Annotated in this window: 20 protein-coding genes; 2 read left to right on the top strand and 18 right to left on the bottom strand. The window is 57.5% G+C overall.

Translation table 11 applies throughout. The features are described 5' to 3' along the window. Positions 1–40: 40 nt before the first annotated feature. The 6 genes from DXY37_RS07810 to DXY37_RS07785 form a co-directional block, all read right to left on the bottom strand. The gene (locus DXY37_RS07810; RefSeq protein WP_115126139.1) at positions 41–1,204 is read right to left on the bottom strand and encodes an LptF/LptG family permease; all 1,164 of its coding nucleotides are present in this window, start codon (positions 1,202–1,204) and stop codon (positions 41–43) included. Beyond that, on the bottom strand, positions 1,204–1,932 hold the full coding sequence (gene lptB / locus DXY37_RS07805) for an LPS export ABC transporter ATP-binding protein (protein ID WP_115126138.1): 729 nt from the start codon (positions 1,930–1,932) through the stop codon (positions 1,204–1,206). The genes DXY37_RS07810 and lptB overlap by 1 nt, the downstream gene beginning before the upstream one ends. Then, positions 1,929–2,369, bottom strand: coding sequence for an LptA/OstA family protein (locus DXY37_RS07800; protein ID WP_115126472.1), 441 nt, complete (start codon positions 2,367–2,369; stop codon positions 1,929–1,931). The genes lptB and DXY37_RS07800 overlap by 4 nt, the downstream gene beginning before the upstream one ends. 69 nt (positions 2,370–2,438) lie before the next feature. Next, positions 2,439–2,798 carry a DUF309 domain-containing protein gene (locus tag DXY37_RS07795; RefSeq protein ID WP_115126137.1) on the bottom strand — a complete coding sequence of 120 codons (360 nt, stop codon included), beginning with the start codon at positions 2,796–2,798 and terminating at the stop codon, positions 2,439–2,441. Then, a complete protein-coding gene (typA, locus tag DXY37_RS07790) occupies positions 2,795–4,597 on the bottom strand; it encodes a translational GTPase TypA (RefSeq protein WP_115126136.1) in 1,803 nt (600 codons plus the stop codon). Before typA ends, DXY37_RS07795 begins: the two co-directional genes overlap by 4 nt. Before the next feature lie 186 nt (positions 4,598–4,783). After that, positions 4,784–5,536, bottom strand: a complete 753-nt coding sequence (locus tag DXY37_RS07785; protein WP_115126135.1) for a M15 family metallopeptidase — start codon at positions 5,534–5,536, stop codon at positions 4,784–4,786. Positions 5,537–5,643: 107 nt separating this feature from the next. Between DXY37_RS07785 and chlP the strand changes: the two genes are divergently transcribed. Next, positions 5,644–7,017 carry a geranylgeranyl reductase gene (gene chlP, locus DXY37_RS07780; RefSeq protein WP_115126134.1) on the top strand — a complete coding sequence of 458 codons (1,374 nt, stop codon included), beginning with the start codon at positions 5,644–5,646 and terminating at the stop codon, positions 7,015–7,017. 46 nt (positions 7,018–7,063) lie between these two features. Here chlP and glyS read toward each other — a convergent pair whose 3' ends face one another. Beyond that, positions 7,064–9,223 (bottom strand): glycine--tRNA ligase subunit beta, encoded by a 2,160-nt coding sequence (glyS, locus tag DXY37_RS07775; RefSeq protein ID WP_115126471.1) that lies wholly within the window; start codon positions 9,221–9,223, stop codon positions 7,064–7,066. A gap of 127 nt (positions 9,224–9,350) precedes the next feature. Between glyS and DXY37_RS07770 the strand changes: the two genes are divergently transcribed. Then, the gene (locus DXY37_RS07770; RefSeq protein WP_244277046.1) at positions 9,351–11,108 is read left to right on the top strand and encodes an NADPH-dependent assimilatory sulfite reductase hemoprotein subunit; all 1,758 of its coding nucleotides are present in this window, start codon (positions 9,351–9,353) and stop codon (positions 11,106–11,108) included. Here the strand turns inward: DXY37_RS07770 and DXY37_RS07765 are convergent. From DXY37_RS07765 to DXY37_RS07715, 11 genes are all read right to left on the bottom strand, one after another. Beyond that, entirely contained in the window at positions 11,081–11,809 is a 729-nt protein-coding gene (locus DXY37_RS07765) for a M15 family metallopeptidase (protein WP_115126133.1), read from the bottom strand. The two genes, DXY37_RS07770 and DXY37_RS07765, sit on opposite strands and share 28 nt — an antisense overlap. 60 nt (positions 11,810–11,869) lie before the next feature. After that, positions 11,870–14,404 carry an ATP-dependent DNA helicase RecG gene (gene recG / locus DXY37_RS07760; RefSeq protein ID WP_115126132.1) on the bottom strand — a complete coding sequence of 845 codons (2,535 nt, stop codon included), beginning with the start codon at positions 14,402–14,404 and terminating at the stop codon, positions 11,870–11,872. Then, positions 14,365–15,519, bottom strand: coding sequence for a hypothetical protein (locus DXY37_RS07755; protein ID WP_115126131.1), 1,155 nt, complete (start codon positions 15,517–15,519; stop codon positions 14,365–14,367). The genes recG and DXY37_RS07755 overlap by 40 nt, the downstream gene beginning before the upstream one ends. A 2-nt stretch (positions 15,520–15,521) precedes the next feature. Further along, positions 15,522–16,181, bottom strand: a complete 660-nt coding sequence (gene tsf, locus DXY37_RS07750; RefSeq protein ID WP_115126130.1) for a translation elongation factor Ts — start codon at positions 16,179–16,181, stop codon at positions 15,522–15,524. 88 nt (positions 16,182–16,269) lie between these two features. Continuing rightward, positions 16,270–16,986 (bottom strand): 30S ribosomal protein S2, encoded by a 717-nt coding sequence (gene rpsB, locus DXY37_RS07745; RefSeq protein WP_067097378.1) that lies wholly within the window; start codon positions 16,984–16,986, stop codon positions 16,270–16,272. Positions 16,987–17,121: 135 nt separating this feature from the next. Next, positions 17,122–18,054 carry a glycosyltransferase family 2 protein gene (locus DXY37_RS07740; RefSeq protein WP_115126129.1) on the bottom strand — a complete coding sequence of 311 codons (933 nt, stop codon included), beginning with the start codon at positions 18,052–18,054 and terminating at the stop codon, positions 17,122–17,124. A 90-nt stretch (positions 18,055–18,144) separates the two neighbouring features. Further along, the gene (locus DXY37_RS07735) at positions 18,145–18,300 is read right to left on the bottom strand and encodes a hypothetical protein (protein ID WP_006850288.1); all 156 of its coding nucleotides are present in this window, start codon (positions 18,298–18,300) and stop codon (positions 18,145–18,147) included. 35 nt (positions 18,301–18,335) lie between these two features. Next, positions 18,336–19,061 (bottom strand): DevA family ABC transporter ATP-binding protein, encoded by a 726-nt coding sequence (locus DXY37_RS07730; RefSeq protein WP_115126128.1) that lies wholly within the window; start codon positions 19,059–19,061, stop codon positions 18,336–18,338. 4 nt (positions 19,062–19,065) lie between these two features. After that, positions 19,066–20,238 (bottom strand): ABC transporter permease DevC, encoded by a 1,173-nt coding sequence (gene devC / locus DXY37_RS07725; protein ID WP_115126127.1) that lies wholly within the window; start codon positions 20,236–20,238, stop codon positions 19,066–19,068. After that, the gene (locus tag DXY37_RS07720) at positions 20,235–21,074 is read right to left on the bottom strand and encodes an HlyD family efflux transporter periplasmic adaptor subunit (RefSeq protein ID WP_115126126.1); all 840 of its coding nucleotides are present in this window, start codon (positions 21,072–21,074) and stop codon (positions 20,235–20,237) included. Before DXY37_RS07720 ends, devC begins: the two co-directional genes overlap by 4 nt. Before the next feature lie 68 nt (positions 21,075–21,142). Further along, positions 21,143–21,877, bottom strand: coding sequence for a phycocyanobilin:ferredoxin oxidoreductase (locus tag DXY37_RS07715; protein ID WP_115126469.1), 735 nt, complete (start codon positions 21,875–21,877; stop codon positions 21,143–21,145). Positions 21,878–21,880 lie beyond the last annotated feature (3 nt).

Below are 21,880 nucleotides of genomic sequence, written 5' to 3'. Positions count from 1 at the left end.
CAAGCAGAGGACGTACTGACATTGATTCTGACGGTCTGGCTCATCGACTGGCCTGTCGAAGTAAGAAACCGCCACCCCCGAGACAGATCATGATCGGGCTCCATGCAGCCAGTATTGGTGTCAACGTCCCTTTGACACCCAGTGCACTGAAGCTTGAAGCAAGCAAGTAATACGTCAAAATCATCACGATACTGAGCGCAAAACCCTGGCCTCGATTGGTTCGATTATTTGGTTTAGCGCCAAGGCTTGCTCCAATCAATCCGAAAACAAGGCACGCCATAGGAAAAGTGAATTTCTCCTGGATCCGAACCTGCAATTTTCTGGCTCCCTTCAAATCACCAGAGTTCTGAAGTAACTGCTCAGCCTGCAACGCCTCAGCCACGGTCATATTGCGTGCATCCTTCGGCAGTTGGGCGATCCTGATCGGTGCTGCACTCAGTGGGTACAAATATCGATCGAAATCCGCAGAAGTGGTGCTTCCTGAAGGCGTCAACGTAAGGATCTGACCATTCAAAAATTCCCACTTCGCTTCGTTTTCGTTCCATACAGCGGTCTCCGCTTGCAACATCTGTGTAAAACCAGCGCGTGAAAAATCGAGCAGGGTGACATTAATCATCGTTCCATCACGAAATTTGCCCGCATAAAAGAGCTGCTGCAAACCCTTTTTTGTGGAACCATCGGCCTGCTCTAGCCGTCCAAATCGAGAATAAATAATGTCGTCACCTTTCTCCGAGGCGATGGCAGCGCCAAGCGCATTGCTCAAGGTCACCTCCGCCGACCGATTACTGCGCGGCACCAAGACGTCGTTGAACATAAAGGTGAGGCTGGACATCACCAACGCCAGCACCAGCGCAGGAATAATCATGCGAGTGGACGTAACACCAACACTTCGCAGAGCTGTAAGTTCGCTGTTGCTGGAGAGTCGGCCATAAGCCAGCAACGTGGCGAACAAGGTTGCCATCGGGAAAGACAGCACAAGGAAGCCGGGCAGACGCTCCAACAACACCTGCATAGCAATCAGCACAGGCAGATTTTTTTCAGATATCAGACGAACCAGCTCGAACAGCGCTCCCACAGTGATGGCGAGCACCGTGAACATGGCGATGGCGAACAAAAGAGGGCCAATCAACTCGCCGAGCAGCCAGCGATCAAGCAGCGGAATCCTGCGCAGTTGAGTTTTAATTCTGTAAATCAAAGCCTCCATCACAGCTGAAATCCCTCACCGAGGTAATGACGGCGCACCAGAGGATCGGACGCCACCTGATCCGAGAGACCAGAGGCCAGAACACTCCCGTCCGTGAGGATGTAGGCCCGATCGGTGATGGAAAGGGTTTCCCTCACGTTGTGATCGGTGATCAGAATTCCCATCCCCCGTTGACGCAGTGCCTGAATCAGTTGCTGCAGGTCGGCCACAGCCAGTGGATCCACCCCAGCAAAAGGCTCGTCCAACAGCAGATAACGGGGGCCTTCAAGCCCGACCGCTAGCGCGCGGGCCACTTCGCAGCGTCGACGCTCACCACCTGACAGCTGGAAACCCTTGCGATTCAGAAACGGCTGCAAATGAAAATCGTCAATCAGTTGATGCAGGCGTTCGCGGGCCTGTGGCTTAGCAAGACCGGTCTGGGCAAGAACGAGCTCCAGATTCTCCCGGACAGATAATTGCCTAAAAACACTGGGTTCTTGAGGCAGGTAACCGATCCCGAGCCGTGCCCTCTGAGGCATGGAAAGACTGGCAACAGGATGTCCATCCATCAAAATCTCGCCTTGATCGGGCTTGAGCAGACCGATAACGAGATTGAAGCTTGTGGTTTTACCGGCACCGTTTGGCCCCAGAAGACCGATCACTTCACCCGGTTCCAGTGTCAGCGTGAGGTCTTTCACCAGAGGTCTACCACCCAGGGCGAGAGAGACTCGATTGAGACTGAGACTCATGGCGTCAGCGGGGTCTGCGCTGGCTGATCCGGGCGCAGGATCATGGTTGAGCGCACCTGTCCGCCACTCGATGGCACTGCGACAGCCCGCTCATCCTCAAGGTTGTAGGTCACACGTTCAGCCCTGAGTGTGCTGCCATCTTCCTGCACCACGTCGACATCACCACTCAACACCAAGCGTCCCTCGCGACTGAAGTACTGAGCCTGACGTGAGGTCGCCACCGTTCCGCGGGAGGGGTAAACAATGCGGACATTCCCGATAGCAGTGACCACGCCAGTGACGTTGTCGGCTGTCTGGCTGTCGGATTCGATGGTGATCAAGCCGTCGTCCGATGGGGGACCCTCAAGAGGTGTAACAAACTCCTGGGCAAGAGAAGGTCCGACCAAGGAAAGGAGCAGACCAGCCCACCAGATCACGGAAGAGCGGAGCAAAGTCATCGATCGCTGAAACGGTGGAAACACGATCGGGCAAGGAGCTGAAAAGGTGATTTGACATGGTCCCATGAATCACTCCGCTGCAAGCAGTCGGGGTGGCGGTAGTGCCTCCGGGTCTGAGCCGGATTGAAGGGCGCTCAGGCGGTCAGCGACAGCCGTATGCAACGCGTCGAGGTCAAGTCCCAACGCGCTAGGCAATGAGGGCCTGAGACGCCCGATGCCTTCACCGAGAAGAATGGTTGCACCGCGGGTGTTTCCCCGTTCGAGGTGAACATGGGCGACAGCGATCTGAACGATCGCCTGAATCAACTTGCGGTCGGGATCGATCTGTTCATGCCAGATCTCCTCAAAGGCATCGTGGGCCTCATACCAGGCTCCGGAATTGAACAGTTCCAGAGCTTGCGGGAAACGGGGATCGTCGGCCGGACTCAACGCTTAGCCATCTTCTTCGCAGGAAGTTTGCGCAGACGGATCGATTCCGGAGTGACCTCAAGCATTTCGCCGGGGCCGATGTATTCGAGGGCCCGCTCCAGCGTCATCTGCACAGGTGCCTGAAGGGTGTCGAGTTCTTCAGCACCCGCAGAACGCATGTTGGTGAGCTGCTTCGACTTGCAGACATTGATCTCGAGATCCTGAGGACGATTGTTCTCGCCGATGATCATGCCCTTGTAGACCTTTGTTCCTGGAGCAATGAAGAACTGACCGCGGTCTTCAGCATTCTTGAGGGCATAGAAGGTGGCTGTGCCCTCTTCAAATGCAATCAACACACCGTTGCGGCGGGTGTCGAAATCACCCGTCATCGGGCGGTATTCGAAGAAAGAATGGCTCATGATCCCTTCACCACGGGTGGCGCGGATGAATTCACCGCGGAAACCAATCAGGCCACGGGAAGGAACGACAAATTCCAACTGCGTACGGCCATCAGCACTGGTTTCCATGTTCTGCATCTCAGCCTTGCGTGATCCCAGCTTTTCGATGCAGCTGCCCACAGCGGCTTCGGGGACGTCCATGACAAGGGTCTCAACGGGTTCGCAGGGTGTGCCGTCGATGGTCCTGAAAATCACCTGTGGCTGGGACACCTGGAATTCGTATCCCTCGCGTCGCATGGTTTCGATCAGGATGCCGAGGTGCAGTTCACCGCGACCACTTACTGCAAAACGATCCGGCGAGTCCGTGTCTTCGACGCGCAGTGCAACGTTGGTGAGCAGCTCCCGCTGAAGACGGTCGCGCACCTGACGACTGGTCACAAACTTGCCTTCTTTGCCTGCAAACGGTGAGTCGTTGACCACAAAGGTCATCTGCAGGGTTGGCTCATCAACCTTGATGAGTGGAAGTGCCTTGGGTTCATCTGGGCAGGCGATGGTCTCGCCAATGTTGACTTCGTCGAAACCGGCAACAGCCACCAGATCACCAGCACTGGCTTCAGCGATGTCCACACGCTGCAGACCCTCAAAGCCAAGCAGTTTGCTGATCCGGCCCTTCTTGAGGTTACCGTCATCTTTGATCAGGACTGCATTCTGACCCTGCTTGATCACGCCGTTGTGCACCCGGCCAATGATGATCCGACCGAGAAAATCGGAGTAATCAAGTGTGGTGATCTGAAGCTGCAAAGGCTTGGTGGAATCGCCAACCGGAGGCGGAACATGGCGCAGGATTGCATCGAAGAGCGGACGCATGTTGTCGCTCTCGGTTTTCATATCGGGCTTGGCGAATCCCCCCAGGCCGCTTCCAAATAAATATGGAAAATCACACTGATCGTCGTCAGCACCGAGCTCAAGGAACAGATCCAGAACCTTGTCGACAGCTGTTTCAGGATCAACCCGAGCACGGTCAATCTTGTTGACGAAAACGATGGGACGCAGACCCTGCTCGAGTGCTTTTTTCAGCACAAAACGGGTCTGAGGCATCGGACCTTCATTGGCATCAACGATCAACAGGCAGCCGTCCACCATTCCGAGCACACGCTCCACCTCACCGCCGAAATCAGCGTGTCCAGGCGTGTCAACAATGTTGATACGGGTGTCGTTGTAAGTGACAGCCGTGTTTTTGGAAAGGATGGTGATTCCGCGCTCACGCTCCAGATCGTTGGAATCCATGACGCAGGTGGGGACTGCTTCGTTGTCACGGAAAATGCCTGACTGGGCCAGCAGTGAGTCGACCAGGGTCGTCTTTCCATGGTCAACGTGGGCGATGATCGCGATATTGCGAATCGCCTTTTGCTGGGCGCTCATAGGAGTCTGTAGGTTGCGGAATGTCTCTTAGCGCCCGCAGGCGCAGTCGACGCACCTTATCTCAACGTGAGATCGTTTCGGGTCGATGTGGACGGTCTGGCCGAAGGTTGCTCAAGATCAGTGCCCGAGATCAGCGCAAATCACCACTCGAGCAGAACGACTGCCAATCACATCGAGTTTCAACCATCAACCTCCATTGGCCAGGCGACGTGCGGGTTCAAACCTTCGCAATGCATCCGCTGAACCTTCAAATCGCCAGTGCCAAGGCTCGTAGCTGACACCCTGCGAATTCACCGCAGGGAATGAAAGCGTGAAGTGATAGCTGGCTGCATGATCCTGAAGCCAACTGAAGGCGTCGGTCTGTTCAAACGAGGCAGAGAGATTCGTGGCTGGATCTGCCCCATCACCGAGGTCGACGGCATAACCAGTGCTGTGTTCGGAATAACCAGGTGGCGCCGAGACCTTGGCCCGCTCTGCAGCCGTTTGATTTCGCTCTGATTTGACGTCGAAGAAAATACTTTTTTGGAGCTCCTGGGAGCGATAACCGCTCAGCAATCTCAGATCAACACCATCAGCTGCAGCCGCACGGCGCATGGCATCAAGAGAGATAGCGGCGTCTCGATGCAATTCAATGCCCGCCCCCACTGGCACCAATTGATCTACGACAGCTTCTGCATAGGGGAAATGACCCAGCAAGCGACCATCTCGTCCTGGCATTTCATCAATGCCTTCCACCACCTGTGTTTTGGAACCGAAGGGCAGCAGTTCCGGAAGGAACATCACTGTGGCCAACGACAGTGAAAAAACCAACCCACAGGTGAGGAGAAGACCTAAGCCACTCCCCCGCTTCGGTTGATAGGAACGACTGCGGCGGGCGATGGGGATGTCATCGCGGCTGCTGTCACGCTTCCTGCTGCGGGTGGCGACAGCCCGAGACAAAAGAGCATTTCAATGATGTTTCGATCGTAAGGGGGGGCGCCAGTCCCAGCGGCGAAACAACGGATTGCGGTGTAGCTTCAATTTAGAGTCCAGCGGAGTGTGCTGAGATGCTGAGAGTTGCCGTCATCGGCGGAGGTCCGAGTGGATCCTGCGCGGCCGAAGTGCTTGCAAAAGCTGGCATCAGCACCTGGATATTCGAGCGCAAACTCGACAACGCAAAGCCCTGCGGAGGAGCGATCCCTCTCTGCATGGTCGAGGAATTCGAACTTCCCGAATCGATCATCGATCGAAAAGTCCGCAACATGAAGATGATTTCCCCCTCCAACAAGGAGGTGGACATCCGGCTGGACCCACTCGGTTACGACAACGATGCCTACATCGGCATGTGTCGTCGCGAGGTTTTTGACGCCTTCCTGCGCAACCGTTCCGCTGAGCTCGGGGCGACCCTTGTGAATGCGCTCGTTCAGAAGATTGATACCGGAACCAATCGCCAGGGGCCCTACACCCTGCATTACGCGGACTACAGCACCGGTGGGCCCACCGGTGAGATGAAGACTCTCGAGGTGGATCTGATAATTGGCGCCGACGGCGCCAATTCCCGCGTCGCTAAGGCAATGGATGCCGGTGATTACAACGTGGCCATCGCTTTCCAGGAACGCATCAAGCTGCCTGCTGAGGAGATGACCTATTACGAGGATCTCGCCGAGATGTACGTCGGCACCGATGTCTCCCCTGACTTCTATGCCTGGGTGTTCCCCAAGTTCGACCACGTGGCTGTGGGAACAGGAACGATGCAGCAGAACCAGTCGTTGATCAAGGGTCTGCAGAAAGGCATTCGTGAACGTGCGCGCAAGCGTCTGTTCAAAGGTGAGGTGATCAAGGTCGAAGCTCATCCCATCCCAGAGCACCCCCGTCCAAGACGCGTCGTGGGTCGGATGGCCCTCGTGGGCGACGCCGCTGGTTATGTCACCAAGAGCTCCGGTGAGGGGATTTACTTCGCTGCCAAGAGTGGACGGATGTGTGCTGAAGCCATCGTGGAGATCTCAGCCAACGGCAGCTGCATCCCCACTGAGAAGCAGATCAAGTCCACCTACCTGAAGCGCTGGGACCGCAAGTACGGCGCCACTTATGCGGTGCTCGATATTCTCCAAAGGATTTTCTACCGGAACGACGCCGCTCGCGAAGCCTTCGTGGAGATGTGCGATGACCGCGATGTACAGAAGCTCACCTTCGACAGCTACTTGTACAAGCGAGTGGTGATGATGAATCCCTGGCAGCAGGTCAAACTCACCCTGCGCACTGTGGGAAGCCTTTTGCGTGGTCAGGCACTGGCACCGTCGAACTACGGGTCTGTTCCCTCAGCTGTAGGTCGCTCAGACGGAGACTTCCTTGCCGAGGAAGCGGCCCAGGCGATCCAATCGAAGGCCAGCGAAGACCCAGCTTCAACTATCGAGGAGCGTACAAAAGTCACCAGCAGCTGAGCTCATAAGCGGCTGAGCTCGGCCGTTGACGGGCTCACCCCGCTGTTCATGACTGGATGTTGTCGAAACACGCCAAAACGGAAGCCTGATTGCGCAGTACACCCAACAGGTTCAGACGGTTGCGTCGCACTGCTTCGTCCTCAGCCATCACCATCACACTGTTTTCACCGTCGAAGAAGGCTTCGAGGGCTCGGGCAGCACCCTGGAGCTCTGATGCCAGACCTTCGTAATCAGAGGCCTCAGCAAGCGGACTGAGGGTCTCCAACTGCTTCAGCAGATCAGACTCACTGGGGGAGCCGAACAACGAGGCTTCGATCACGCGATCCGGAACCAGTTGAGACCTGTCGAGATCTCCTTTCTCGGCGAGCTTGGATGCCCGTTGAACCACAGCCTGAACCGCTTGAAGCCGGCCATCAGCCCGCAGATCCTGGAGCAACAACAACCGTTCACGCGCATCAATCGGATCCTGAAGCAGGCGTGCGCTACTGACGCCCTCTCCGCTCACGGCCTGCACAAGATCGGGGGGAAAACCATCTTCCTCGAACTGAGACACCATGCGTTGGCGCAAAAGCTGTCCCAGATCATTGGCAAGAGAAGCCGCGTCGAACTGAAACGCTGGGAACAACCCTGCCCAGTGGTGTGCTGCTTTGCCCAAGAGAGTTTGCAGCGGGAGGCGCCAGCCACGATCCCAGAGGATCTGAACGATCCCGTTGCCAGCACGGCGAAGCGCATAAGGATCGGACGAGCCCGTCGGGCGTTGACCTTTGGCGAAAATGCTGAGCAGAAGCTCCAGGCGCTCCGCCAGCGCCAACAGGGCACCGGCTTCGCTTGAGGGAGGTGCGTCGCCGGATCCGGCGGGTTGATAGTGCTCAGCCACTGCCAAGGCAACATCGCGGTGCTCACCCTCTTCAAGCAGATATTTGCCGCCCATCAGGCCTTGAAGTTCCGGGAATTCACCCACCATCTGGCAGACAAGATCGTTCTTGCAGAGATGGGCCGCACGGCGTCCATGGTCTGCCAGTGAGTCGCTGGTTGCCAGAGCCTGAACCAGCTGCTCCATCACCCAGCCAATCCGCTCGGTGCGATCCAGCAGGCTGCCGAGACCTTCGGCAAAGGTGACGCGATCGAGCTCCTGACGGCGCTGCTCGCTGGGCTGACGGCGGTCAACGTTGAGGAAAAACTCCGCATCAGCAAGTCGAGCGCTCAGAACTCGCTGATTACCACTGACAATCGTGTTGGAGGCATCCGGCAGTCCATTGCCAACCAGCAGAAAATCAGACAGCAACACATTGCGAGCCTCAAGCTGCAGTGGATCGGCAGTCGCGTTCGGTCGTCTGAGCGGGACATAGCGCTGATGCGACTGCATCACCGTGACAATCACTTCTGGGGGTAGATCCAGATACTGATCGGCAATTTCACCCTTGAGGACAAGCGGGGCCTCCACCAGATCCACCAGCTCCTGAAACAAACTCTCAGGACAATCCGCCTCACCACCGCAAGACGCTGCCTCCGCAGCAATGCAACTGCGAATGGTTTCGGCACGCCGATCGCGATCCACCATCACACCGGCTTCAGCCAGACGCGCGGGGAGTTCATCCGCTGACTTCAGCTCAGCGAGTGAGTCGTGGAGACGGTGGCCACGACTGTGACGACCACTGCGCACGAGGGGATCAGATGCATTGAGCGTCACTGGGATCAAGGTCTCACCCAGCAGAGCGACCAGCCAACGCACGGGTCGACTGAACCGCTGCTCTCCACTTCCCCAGCGCATGAACCGACGACCCTGAAGGCAGTCGATCCACTGGGGGATGAAGTCCTGCAACAGAACAGAGCTCTCTTGACCAGGTGTGCAAACGCTCGCAAACAGACAGGGGCCCTTGGGCGTCTCTCGACTTTCGAGCTGCGAAGGGTCCACGCCACAACGCTTAGCGAAACCGATGGCAGCCGGTCCAGGCTGGCCGTCAACCAGCGCCTGGGACACAGGAGGGCCCTTTCGATCTTCCTCAAGATCAGGTTGTGAATCGATGAGATCACTGATCTGAACTAGCAAACGACGGGGTGTGCCCGTGACGGAGAGCTGTCCATGGTCAAGCCGCAGCTCCTTCAGATCAGTGCGGACACGCTGCTCCAACTGCTGGAGCGCTGAGCGCACGAAATCAGCCGGTAGTTCTTCGGTGCCGATCTCGAGCAGAAACGTGTTTGCCACTCCACGTGCCAATGCAGGTGGCGACTTTATGAGACGCCGCTTCGCTAGTTTCAAATGCAACAACGGTGCACGTGTGAGCGACGGACTGACAGCCACATCCAATGCCCAGGAGGCCGTCGTGTCTTCTGTGCTGGATGGGCCTGCAGCGCGCACAGAGTCGATCGATACAGCATTGTCAAAAGCTGAGAAAAGGAAGCTTTACAGCGGTCATCTGCGCGAACCGCTCCAGTCGGAACTGCTAAACGACGACATCCGTTTCAGTGAGGATGCGGTTCAGCTGCTGAAATTCCACGGCAGCTATCAACAGAACCATCGCGAACTTCGCAAAACCGACAAGGTGCGTTGCTGGCAGATGATGCTGCGGCTGCGCAACCCAGGTGGTCGGGTTCCAGCTGACCTGTTCGCAGCTCTGGATGACCTCTCCGACCGCTACGGCGACGGCACACTGCGCGCCACCACCCGACAGGCCTTTCAGATGCATGGGGTGCCCAAAGGTGACCTGAAGACTGTGATCGGCACGATCATCACCAACCTGGGCTCAACTCTCGCCGCCTGTGGTGATATCAACCGAAACGTGATGGCGCCCCCTGCGCCGTTCGAGAAGGGTGCTTACCCCGCCGCACGTGCGCTCGCTGATCAAATCGCTGATCTGCTCAGTCCTGAAGCAGCTGAGGGGTCCTATCTGGACATGTGGATTGATGGTGACCACAGCTATCGCTTTCAACCAGCCAAAACGGTCAGCAAGGCTCGCACCCGCCAGCAAAAGGGAGGAGTCTTCTCGGGCAGCGGAGCGGAACCCCTTTATGGCGACACCTACCTGCCGCGCAAATTCAAGGTCGCCGTCACCGTGCCCGGTGATAACTCAGTGGATCTGCTGACGCAGGACATCGGTCTTGTGGCTTTTGTCGATGCCTCAGGAGCACTGAAAGGTTGCAATGTCTACGTGGGTGGCGGCATGGGCCGAACCCACAACCAGGAAGACACGTTTGCAAGAACCGCCGACGTCCTCGGGTACGTGAAAGCAGAGGACATCTTCGATCTGCTGCAGGCGATCATGGCTTTGCAGAGGGACCATGGAGATCGGGAAGTCCGCAAGCACGCCCGAATGAAATATCTCCTGCATCAGCGGGGGATCACCTGGTTCAGATCAACTCTGCGCAAGCACTACTTCAAAGGTGATCTGAAGGGGATCCGCCAGGAACCGGTTGCCAAGCTTCAGGACTATCTGGGTTGGCACCGTCAGAAGAAAGGCCTCTGGTTCGTTGGCTTACCGATGATGTGCGGACGACTGGAAGGTGCAGTGAAAAAAGGGTTGCGCAAGATTGTGCAGACCTATCAACTCGAGGTCCGACTCACGGCCAATCAGGACCTACTGCTCTGCAACATCGGGGCTGCACAGAAAACATCGATCAAGCAGGAACTCGCCGAACTGGGATTTGAACTTCCAGGTGAACCGGCCCCACTGGCACGTCATGCGATTGCTTGCCCAGCTCTTCCGACATGCGGGCTGGCGATCACAGAGGCCGAGAGAATTCTCCCCGATGTGCTCGATCGCCTGGATGCGTTACTGCAAAAACTGGGCATCAACCAATCGGTGTTGGTGCGCATGACCGGATGCCCCAATGGCTGCGCCCGGCCTTACATGGCCGAACTCGCTCTGGTGGGCAGTGGCCTGAATCAATACCAGCTCTGGCTGGGTGGGACTCCGAATCTTCAGGTGCTCGCCAGGCCCTTCCTGCAGAAGATGCCCCTTGATCAACTGGAATCAACTCTTGAGCCCTTGCTGATCAACTGGAAACAGTGCGGGGTCAGGCGCAGTTTTGGAGCTCACGTCAACAGGCTCGGAGACGAGTTGGTTCAACAACTCCTGGAAACGGAGGCGTAGATCGCTCCGGGGGTCTGTTGTTGCCAGGCCCAGAGTTGATCTCCGTGGCTGAAATGCCACCATTCATTGGGATGTCTGGCAAAACCAGCCTTGGTCATCACTTCGTTGAGCAGACAACGACGACCGTGCCAGCGAGCCACCTCACCGTAGGGATTCTCTTCAGCCTCCTTGGCGTGGTGATCAGGAATGGACTGATCGCCGATGGCATCGATGTCACCACCCATCTCGAGCAGAGCTCCAGAGCTATCTGCAAGGGTGAGATCGACTGCGCCACCGGTGCTGTGTGGAGGGGGTGTGCAGGGATCAGGACTCGGAGGAGCCCAGAACTTGGCCACATCGCTTTGCACCTGTTGAAGAGCTGCAGCCATCAACGGGTCTGAAGGATCAAACCCCTGGGAGCGACATTGCTCCTGAATTGCGTGCTCCACCATGAAGGCCTGCACACGGATTGGTCTCCACGCGTCAAAAATCGCCAGCTGCACCGTGCCGACCTCAGGGTCACTGCGCATCGACAGAAGGGTTTGTGCGGCAATCAGCCGCTTGAGAACGCCGGAACGCAATCGATAGGGATCTGCATCTTCGCCATACGGTGCGCCGACGCAGGCATAGGGATGGGGCTCAAGGCACAGGAAACGTGGCTTGAGCGAAACAAGCGGCTCACCACAGTCGTCGATCACCACATCGCTCCAGGGACGACGCATCCGACCTCAGAACGCAAGGCAGCCATCGTATGGGGAGATCAACAGCAGCGACGATGGACTTCAATTGAGCTGAGCCGCAGATGTCACACGACTGCGCTGCTCATCAAGAAGACGCCTGAGCACGGCATAGTCTCTGAGCTCAGGATCTTCACGCAGGATGTCGGCAGCTTCTTCTCGCGCTTCCTCAAGCACAGATCCATCATCAGCCAGGCTTGCGAGCGCTAGATCCGGAAGGCCGGATTGACGGGTGCCGAGGACCTGGCCAGGTCCACGCAAGCGCAGATCCATTTCAGCGATCTCGAAACCGTCGGTGGAACGCACCAGCACCTCAAGACGCTGGCGGGCTAGCGGGTTGCGACTGTCGTTGATCAGCAGGCAGTGGGAGGCCGCTGCGCCTCGGCCGACACGACCACGCAGCTGATGCAACTGCGCAAGACCGAAACGATCAGCATGGTCGATCACCATCACACTGGCCTCAGGCACATCCACGCCCACCTCCACCACGGTGGTCGAAACCAGAACCTTGGTCTCCCCAGAAGCGAAAGCTCTAATCACAGCCTGTTTGTCGGCGCTTGCAAGACGACCGTGCAGAAGACCCACCTGAAGATCAGGAAACACCTCATCGGCAAGCTGTCGGTGCACATCCACTGCTGAGCGCAGATCCATCTTTTCGGACTCCTCCACCAGAGGCAGAACGACATAGGCCCGCTGGCCCTTGTCCACCTCGTCCCGGATCAAGTCGTAAGCCTCGTCGCGATTCGAACCGGTGATCATGGCGGTACGAATCGGCGTCCGGCCGGGTGGCAATTCATCGATCTGACTCACATCCAGATCACCATGCAGCGAAAGCGCCAAGGTGCGAGGGATTGGCGTAGCCGTCATGGTGAGCAAATGGGGTTGCAGACCCTTACCGAGCAAACGGTTGCGCTGACGCACACCGAAGCGGTGCTGTTCATCGACCACCACGAGGCCAAGACGGGAGAAGGCCACCGGGTCCTCCAGCAGGGCATGGGTGCCAACCAGAATTTTGCACGCCCCAGAGGCAACGTCAGCGAGGATCCTGCGCCGTTGCTTCTGTGGTGTCGACCCCGTTAACAGCTCAACGGTGACATGCAGCGCCGGCATCCATCCGCAGAGGCTGCGGTAGTGCTGCTCAGCAAGAACCTCCGTTGGGGCCATCATTGCCCCCTGCCATCCAGCCTGAATGGCCCTCAACAGCGCAGCCACGGCAACGACCGTCTTGCCGCTGCCGACATCTCCCTGAACCAGTCGAGCCATGGGTTCCTGGCGGTTCAGATCTGACTCGATTTCCGCCAGCACCCGCTGCTGCGCTGCAGTGAATTCAAACGGCAGCATGGTGAGGAACCGACCCAGCAACCCGTCACGATCCGAGGCACTGCTGCTCAGGGAGGGAGCGGAGCGCTGCTTCAACGCCGCGCGGCGTTGCATCAAGCCGAGCTGCAGCAACAGAAACTCGTCAAAGACCAGGCGATGCCGGGCCTGCTGAAGTTGATCAGATGACTCAGGACAATGAATCGCCACCAAGGCCCGATCGCGACTGAGCAGCTGCCGAGCATCACGCCGGCCCCGGGGAAGGGGCTCTGGCCAAAGACGCACCGAAGGCAGAACGCGTTCGATCAGCGAACGGAAGCGATCCGCGGTCAGCCCCTCCGTCAGTGGATATACAGGCAGCAGCCGGCCTATGCGGCTGGAACGAAGCGGTGCCTGAGCACTTTCCATCACTTCGATCAGTGGATCTTGAAAACTGATTCCATAAGGCCCGCTTTTGACCAGACCACTGACGGCCACCGTGGCTCCATTGGGGTACTGACGGGTCTGACCATGCAGATAGGAGGGATTGCTGAACCGCTTTCCAGCCAAGAACCGGGTCACCTTGATCCGCCCTGTTGGATCCTGAAGCTGCAGCTCAATGATCGACAGGTTGGGATTGCGGGGACTGGTGAAGCCATGGCAGCGACGCACCGTGGCCACGATCGTTGCTGTTTCACCCGGCACAAGGGCATCTATGCGTAGCAGCGCCGAATAGTCGACGTAATCCCTGGGGTAATGGAGGATCAGATCACGCACCAGCAATAGCCCCAGACTGGCCAGTCGCTCTGCGAGTTTCGGCCCGATACCTTTCACCTGAGCGAGTGGACTGTCGAGACCAGGTGCGGCAGGCGTGGATGGAGCAGACGACGAAGATCGTTGCGCAACCTTCAGACGCGGTGGAGCCATGGGTGCTGATGGCTCCAGCCGCTGGCGCAGAGCATGCAGCCATTGCCTAACTACGGTGACCTGTCGGCGGCGGGCTGCATCATCAAGGGATGCGTAGTCGGCGAAGTCCTTCGCCAAAGCCAGAAGCCGAGGCGGAACATCGCCTGGCAAAGGGATCTGCGGAGGCGTTCCCAGCTCGCGCTGCATGAAGCTGTCAAAGCGTTCGTTGCGGCCCTGAAGATTGCTGAAACCGCGGTCTACCTCCAGTGACAACGCCTGCTGCAGAGGTCGGATCCACACCAGAAACCGCTCAAGAGCCTGATAATCCAGGCCGGCGTTCAACTGAGTTGAGGAGTCTCCGGCTGGTTGGGCCACCAATCGTTCTGGACCTCTCGGACACTGGCGCGACGCTGCCAGTGTCGCTCCTTCAGCAGCAAACTGCCTAGATCACGACGTTGCAATCGAAGACGACTGCGACTGCGTCTCAGAACATGGTCATCGAACTCAAGCTCGGACGGGCGCATCAAGACGCAGGCCGTGTCCATCGCCTGGTCGTCGTTGACCATTGAAAGAGGCAGCGTCAGCCTCAGCACATTGGAGGGTGCTGACTGTGATGGCAGCTGACCAGTGTTAACGGCATCTAAAAGCTGAATGGGAAGCAAGCTGCGCGTGACCCCCGCTCGCATCAGCTCAACATTCACAGCGTGGGACACGTTACGGAGTCTGCGAATCAAGGCGGAATCGACTGAATCCATCCAACTCAACAAACCGCTTGCTGTCGATGGCATCAGCTGATCGCTGGATTGGGCTGCCTGGGGAAGAAGGGAATCGTCGGCTTCGAGACCGCTCTGAAACTCCTGGGAGGACTCACCCTGATCCAATGATTCACCGGCCATGACAAACAGCGACCGCAGAATCTCCAGTTCCGACAGCTCGGCTCCTGGATCAGGTGATGTTAGTGACTGAGGATCAATCGCTTCAGGACGATCCAGCGAATCATCCGCTGAGGAAGGCGGATCGTTCGGCAGCAGACCCTCCAGCAGATCGGGACGTTCCAGAGGCAGATCCAGTCCCAGCTCAATTCCCTGGGACGATGCATCTTGGTTCTGTGGCTCGACGCTGCTGGTGGCTCGATCCGCAAGATTTTGAACCTGCTGAATGCGGGACCGCCGATCTTCGTCATGAAGGCGCAAGGCCAGAACAAGCAACTGCTCGATCGTGATCATCGATGAAGCACGCTGAACGAGTGCATCAATGCGTTGCTGCAACACCGTCTGGCGGTCTGAGAGCGATGCGCGTTGCAGAGGCGAAAGCGAGCAGAGCAAGTGGCGGATCGCAGCTTTGACTGCGGTGGGCAAGATCCGACGCACCTGTTCCAGATACTGAGCCTGCTCTCTGTAGAGATGGGGTGCCAAAGAGTTACAGCGATCTTCCAGACGTGCAAGCTGCACGCCTGGATCGTGCGCATGACGACTCCCAGGCAATCCCGTCAAGATCAGCCTTTCGACATGGAGGCGACTTCTGCAGCGAAGTCGGACTCTTCAATCTCAATGCCCTCTCCAAGGGTATAGCGGGTGAATCGACGCACCTTGACGTTTTCGCCGATCTTGCCTGCTGTCTGTTTGACGAGCTCCGCCACGGTCAACGAGCTGTCCTTGATGAAGGGCTGTTCCATCAGAGCCAGTTCCTTGAGGCGCTTGTTGATGCGACCCTCAACAATCTTCTCCTTCATCTTCTCGGGCTTGCCTTCAAGGTCATCACGGCCCATTTCGATCGCTTTCTCACGCTCGCGGATCTCTGAAGGAATCTCATCGGTGGTGACGTACTCCACACCAGGACAGGCAGCCACCTGCATGGACACGTCGCGGAGCAATTCCTGGAACAGGTCGCCACGCGCAACGAAATCGGTTTCGCAGTTGATTTCGATCAGCACACCAACGCGGGCTCCCGTGTGTATATAACTGCCGATGGCACCCTCAGCGGCAGTGCGACCAGATTTCTTTTCGGCGCTGGCGATACCTTTCTGACGAAGCCACTCAACGGCTTTGTCGGCATCACCATCTGTTGCTGCAAGAGCTTTCTTGCAATCCATCATTCCAGCGCCGGTCTTGTCGCGGAGTTCCTTAACGAGCTTGGCGGATACGGCAGCAGCCATCGGATGTGTTGGTGGAGGACGTTGGGACAAAAAGATCCGCCTTCCCGCTCTGGCGGGAGGGCGGCGTGAACTTAGCGGCTAAGGCGACTCAACCTTGGTTGTCGGCGCCACGCTGCTCGTTGGAACCATGACGGCCTTCGTTGATGGCATCAGCGAGGCGACTCAGCACCAGCTGCACGGAACGCACAGCATCGTCATTGCAAGGAATCGGCACCTCGCAGAGATCGGGGTCGCAGTTGGTGTCAAGCATCGACACCAGAGGAATATCGAGCTTACGGGCCTCGAGAACAGCGTTGGTCTCGCGACGCTGATCCACCAGGACCACCACATCGGGCAGACGACGCATGTTCTTCAGACCACCGAGGTACTTCTGAAGACGATCAAGCTCCCGGCGCAGCACAGCGGCTTCCTTCTTGGGGCGCATGGCGATCGCACCGCTGGATTCCATCCGCTCCAGATCCTTCAGGCGATCAATCCGGGCCTTCATCGTGGTCCAGTTGGTGAGCATTCCACCCAGCCAACGCTGGTTCACATAGGACGCTCCACAACGTGCCGCTTCATGAGCGATCACCTCGGACGCTTGTTTTTTGGTGCCAACGAACAGAAAACGCTTGCCGCTTCTGGCCGCGGTGCGCGTCCATTTGTAGGCATTGTTCATGCAGACAGCGGTCTGCACAAGATCAATAATGTGAACTCCGTTGCGCGCGCAATAGATGTAGCGCGACATCTTGGGGTTCCAGCGACGGGTCTGGTGACCAAAATGGGCACCAGCTTCCATCATCTCGGCGAGAGTGACGACAGCCATGGTTGTGTTGAGGTTTCGGGTTCGCCTCCACCTGTCAGGGATGGTGTGGTGAACCGGGGTTCAGATCACATCCAGCACCCGAAACAGACAGGTGTGCGGTTTGAAAGGACCTGGCGAATTTAACAAAGTACCGGCTCAGGACAGCCCGGCCTGACGCGCTTCTCGAAACAAAGCCTCCACACCGATGCGGTTGAGTGGAAGTCTCAGCAGCTCAAGTGCCAGCGACGGTTGACCCAGGCGAATCAACCAGGCCAGCACTGGTCGCAAGCTGCGTTCATTGAGCAAGCCCCCCAACGTCAGCAGACCCCAGAGCAGACGATGCATCCAGGTGAACTGGATAATCATTCGCACCCTGCGACTGGGATGCTTTCGATAAAACACAAGCCCCATGCGGGCGCGTTCCCGTTCGACCCTGATGAGGTCAGGGATCTGCGCAAGGCGAAAAGCGGGATGCCAGTGATAACCAACGGCTTCAGGACAGCGAACCAGCTGCACTCCCATCTGGCGGAGACGTTCACCCAGTTCGAGGTCCTCCCAGCCGTACAACCTGAATCCCGTATCAAACAGGCCAGACTGTTCCAGCACTTGTCGATCGATCGCGACATTTCCAGTTGCGAAATAAGCCCAGGACAGATCACGCAACTTGTGACGCTCTCCTGTTGGATTGTCGAAATCAGCGGTATTGATCACTGCGCCGTAGGTGAAGCAGAGACGGTTTCCGGAACGCTGCCATTGCCTCGCAAGAGCCTGCGCATGACTGGCCAGGAATGTCGGCGTGACGACCAGATCACTGTCGATGAAGACGATCACATCGCCCCGGGCATAAGCAACGCCACGGTTGCGTCCCTCGGCAGGTCCCCCATGGCTCTGCTCAATCAAACGGACCTTAGAGAATGCCCCTGCCGATGATCTGAGCCAGTCAGGCGTGCCATCGGTGGATCCGTCATCCACCACGACAACCTCATACTCATCAATTTCTGAACAAGCGCTCTGACAATCCAAAGAACGCAGACACTTCTCGAGGATGTCGCGTCTGTTGTAGGTGGGAATCACGACGCTGATGAACATCCGCCCGCACGATGAGCCGTTGTGAGTCAGCCTAAAGGCAAGAAAAAAGGGAGCCTTCAGCTCCCTCTGAACAAGCTGTTTGCAAACAGATCAGTCTGCAGCGCCACCATTGTTGGCAGTGCCTGTCACACCGTTGCCGGCACCTTCACCACGGCCGTCATTGCGCATCTTGCGCTTCTTGAATTTGCGCGCGTAGGCGCGATTGCGCTCCTGCTTTTCCTTCTTGAGGTTTCTGCGCTTGGCCATTCGGGAGTCCGGAGCTTCTTGAAGTTCACCCCAACTTACTCAATGGGCTGAAGCAAACGGCCATCCTCCATTTTCACCAGCCTGTCAGCAACATCAAGAATGCGCGGGTCGTGGGTGACCATCAACACCGAACAGGCTTGCTCGCGAGCCAGGCGCTTGAGTAATTCCACAACCTCACGACCGGTCCCGCTGTCCAGCGCTGCCGTCGGTTCATCGGCAAGCAGCAGCTGGGGCCTAGCAGCCAGTGCACGAGCAATGGCCACGCGCTGTTTCTGACCACCCGAGAGGTCCTGAGGAAGCTTGCTGAGGTGATCCTCGAGCCCTACGGCCCTGAGACACTCTCTGGCCTGATCACGGCGACCGCGATAACTGAAGCCCTCAAGGAGATCAGCTCCCATCTGCACGTTCTGCTCGGCCGTGAGGCAACGCAGAAGATTATGGCCCTGGAAAATCATGCCGATCCGGCGGCGAAGCAACTGTCGTTGGCCCCGGTCAGCACCCTGGAGCTGCTGTCCAAACACGCGAACATCCCCCTGCTGGACTTGTCGAAGCGCGCCGATCAAGGTGAGCAGAGTGGTCTTGCCACACCCTGATGGACCGGTCAGCAGCACCACTTCGCCGGCTGAGATCTGAAGATCAACCGACAGAAGAACCTGCCGACGCATTGACCCACGTCCGTACCAGTGGCTGAGATTTTCAATCTTCACCGTGCTGACGACATCAGCACCTTGGTGTTGAGCTGGATGAGAAAGAACCGTCATGGTCTCAGAAGATCTCCGCCGGATCGGCATCCACCAGACGGCGCATGGCTAAACCTGCCGAAGCCATGCACATGACCAGGATCATGCTGAACACCGTGATGGCTCGACTGAAATCCATCGCCACAGGGAGTGCGGTGGCACTTCTCACCAGCAGATAGAGACCTTGCCCGGCGGCATAAGCCGGCAAATATCCAAAGAGCGCAAGCAGAAGCCCCTCGCGCACAACCACACCCAGCAGAGTTCTGAGCTTGTAGCCCATGGCCATCAACGTGGCGTACTCCGGCAGATGGTCACTGACATCGGAATACAGCACCTGATAAACGATCACGCAGCCGACAACAAAGCCCATGGCAGCACCCAAGGTGAAAATGAAGCCAATCGATGTGCTTGTGCGCCAGTAGTTCTGCTCGAAATCAATAAAACCCTGCTTGGTGAGAACCGTGACGTCTTCAGGGAGCAGAGCATTGAGTTTCTGCACCACCGCTTCGGCGTCCGTTCCCTGCTGCAACCGAACCAGTCCAACTTCGATGCTTCCTGGGGGCGTGTTGGGCAGGAGCTCGAGAAAGCTTTCGCTGCTGGTGAGCAAATTGCCATCAGCACCGAAGGAGCTGCCGAGCTCAATCAAACCGGCCACCCGCACCCTTTTCCCTGAGATCTCACTTTCAACGGTTCGACCATCTCGGAACCATTCGGCCACCGGCCCAAACTCAGGACGCGACTTCTCATCGAACAGAACCCGACCTTTCTGAGTCAACACCTGAGCTTTGGGCGCCAGGGTTGGGTCCACAAACAGTGGATCACCCGGTTCAAAACCAAGGGCAAGGATCGATCGGGTGCCGCGTGTCTGGGGATTGCGCCAGAGCAGAAGATTCCAGTGCACTGGCGTGATTCCTTGCACCTCGGGCAGGGCCATGGTCTGCACCAAACGACGCCGGGGAAAGCCAGCCATGCTCACGGAACTGGTCGAGCGTGGACTGATCAGAACAATGTCAGCGTCGAAAAGGCGATGCACCGTGACACTGGCATCAAAGAGGCCGTCGCGGAATCCCAGCTGCATGAACATCAGGATTCCCGCGAAACTGATGCCAGCCAGTGCAACAGCCAGACGAACCGGCTGCCTGACCAGCATCAGTGAAGCCAGTGGAATCCCTCGCCCGCTCAGGAAGCGACCGATCATGAGGATCCGAATCGGGCGATCACCTTCAAGCCCGAGAGTCTTGAAACACGCTGGGTGGATCCTGGATCCAAGCTGACCAACACTTCAACGATCCTGGCGTCCGCATCACCGGTCGGATCCGTAGACAAAACCTGTCGTTGTCGCACCTGAGGACTGATGCGTGCAACCGTTCCCTCGAGATCCCCTTCGAAACCGCCGTTCTCACTGATCAACGTGACCGCTTCGCCAAGCTTGATGCGGTTGATATCTGACTCGTAAACCTCGATCAGAGCCTCCATCGACTGACTCGCACCAACGTCCAAGACACCATCGGCGCTAGGTCGCTCACCCACCCGGACACGCAGCTTGAGAACCGTTCCATCAATTGGAGAACGAAGTTCGCTGTCGTTCAAATCAGCTTCTAGTTTTCCGCGCTCGGCGATCAGTTCAGCCTTTTTGCGCTCAAGCAGGATGAGTTGGTTCTGTTTTTCCTCCATTACAACAACTTCCACCGCACCCTGAACGGCGCCCTGTGCGTAACGGGCAACCTCTCTTCGCTTCAGCGGTATCTCCGTCTCAGCGGTGAGAATCTTGGCGTCGGTTGCAGCGAGATCCGCTTCAATCTTCGGCCGGTTGTCGAACACAGCAAGAACTTGACCCTTGCGCACCGGATCGCCTTCATTCACCAACAGTGAAGACACCCTCGGTGAGCCCCCGAAGCCACTCACCGGTGCCGCCAGACGACGTACCTCACCAGCAGGTCTGAGGCTTCCGAGGGCAGCGACCGATTCGGGCTGTCGGCTTGCGACCTCCTCCGTAGCAGCTGCAGGGATGGGTGTCTGCGGTCGACGCAGCATGAACACTCCACCAGCAACAGCAAGTATTGCCAGGGCACCTACGCCGAGCCAGATCCGACTTAATCCACTCAGGGACTCGGTGGCTCGTCGAACAGCAGCTCCTCGATGTACCGATCCGCCCAGACCGTCCCGAAGGCTTTCTCCAGAACCCGCCGCGTTTTGTCGTTGCGTTTCTGTTGCCGGCAATAGGACACCTGTCCGTGATATCGGGCCAGAGTAGAAGGAGCACTTGGGTCATCGGGCTCTGCAGCCTGCACGGCATCGCCCAGAACCTGGAGGTAATCGTCAACCAGTTCCACGAACCAATCCTCTTCCTGTTGATTCACGGGGCGAATGAATCTCACAAACGGCGAGAAAATGGTGGCCCAAGTGGGAAGTTCGCGCACCTGTTCAAAGGCAGGGATCACAGCGGCTTCAAGGCCACGCTCAATGCGTTCGGGAAGCTGATCACCAACCGGGGAAAGATCGATGATGGCTGCGGAGATTCCGGCGGGGCTGGCAACGATGTCGGCGCCGAACACCGGCAGATCAAAGCGAGGATCGGGGAAAAAGACGCAATGAAGGATCTGCAGCCCGAGTCCAAGTCGTGCGATTTCCAGGTGCAGTTTGCGCAGTCCACGACAGGAATGCACCTCATTGGTGATGAACAGAGCCTCGCCATCCAGCGTGCCGATGATCTCCTCGAGGTCAGTCGACAACATGAGTGGATTGAGCTCCGGAAAGCCGTCCCTGCACTGACGAATGCGAGCAGCCAGAGCCATCACCAGCGGGTGCATCTCCTGACCGCTCGGGGACGCTGGCATCAA

The organism is Synechococcus sp. GEYO (genome assembly GCF_900473955.1).
GTDB lineage: Bacteria > Cyanobacteriota > Cyanobacteriia > PCC-6307 > Cyanobiaceae > Synechococcus_C.
This window is presented reverse-complemented; position numbering and strand designations above follow the sequence as displayed.

Coding starts and splice junctions, on each gene's coding strand:
- DXY37_RS07810 (WP_115126139.1), bottom strand. CDS start 1,204: ATGGAGGCTTTGATTTACAGAATTAAAACTCAACTGCGCAGGATTCCG.
- lptB (WP_115126138.1), bottom strand. CDS start 1,932: ATGAGTCTCAGTCTCAATCGAGTCTCTCTCGCCCTGGGTGGTAGACCT.
- DXY37_RS07800 (WP_115126472.1), bottom strand. CDS start 2,369: ATGACTTTGCTCCGCTCTTCCGTGATCTGGTGGGCTGGTCTGCTCCTT.
- typA (WP_115126136.1), bottom strand. CDS start 4,597: ATGAGCGCCCAGCAAAAGGCGATTCGCAATATCGCGATCATCGCCCAC.
- chlP (WP_115126134.1), top strand. CDS start 5,644: ATGCTGAGAGTTGCCGTCATCGGCGGAGGTCCGAGTGGATCCTGCGCG.
- DXY37_RS07765 (WP_115126133.1), bottom strand. CDS start 11,809: ATGCGTCGTCCCTGGAGCGATGTGGTGATCGACGACTGTGGTGAGCCG.
- tsf (WP_115126130.1), bottom strand. CDS start 16,181: ATGGCTGCTGCCGTATCCGCCAAGCTCGTTAAGGAACTCCGCGACAAG.
- rpsB (WP_067097378.1), bottom strand. CDS start 16,986: ATGGCTGTCGTCACTCTCGCCGAGATGATGGAAGCTGGTGCCCATTTT.
- DXY37_RS07740 (WP_115126129.1), bottom strand. CDS start 18,054: ATGTTCATCAGCGTCGTGATTCCCACCTACAACAGACGCGACATCCTC.
- DXY37_RS07735 (WP_006850288.1), bottom strand. CDS start 18,300: ATGGCCAAGCGCAGAAACCTCAAGAAGGAAAAGCAGGAGCGCAATCGC.
- DXY37_RS07730 (WP_115126128.1), bottom strand. CDS start 19,061: ATGACGGTTCTTTCTCATCCAGCTCAACACCAAGGTGCTGATGTCGTC.
- devC (WP_115126127.1), bottom strand. CDS start 20,238: ATGATCGGTCGCTTCCTGAGCGGGCGAGGGATTCCACTGGCTTCACTG.
- DXY37_RS07720 (WP_115126126.1), bottom strand. CDS start 21,074: ATGCTGCGTCGACCGCAGACACCCATCCCTGCAGCTGCTACGGAGGAG.
- DXY37_RS07715 (WP_115126469.1), bottom strand. CDS start 21,877: ATGCCAGCGTCCCCGAGCGGTCAGGAGATGCACCCGCTGGTGATGGCT.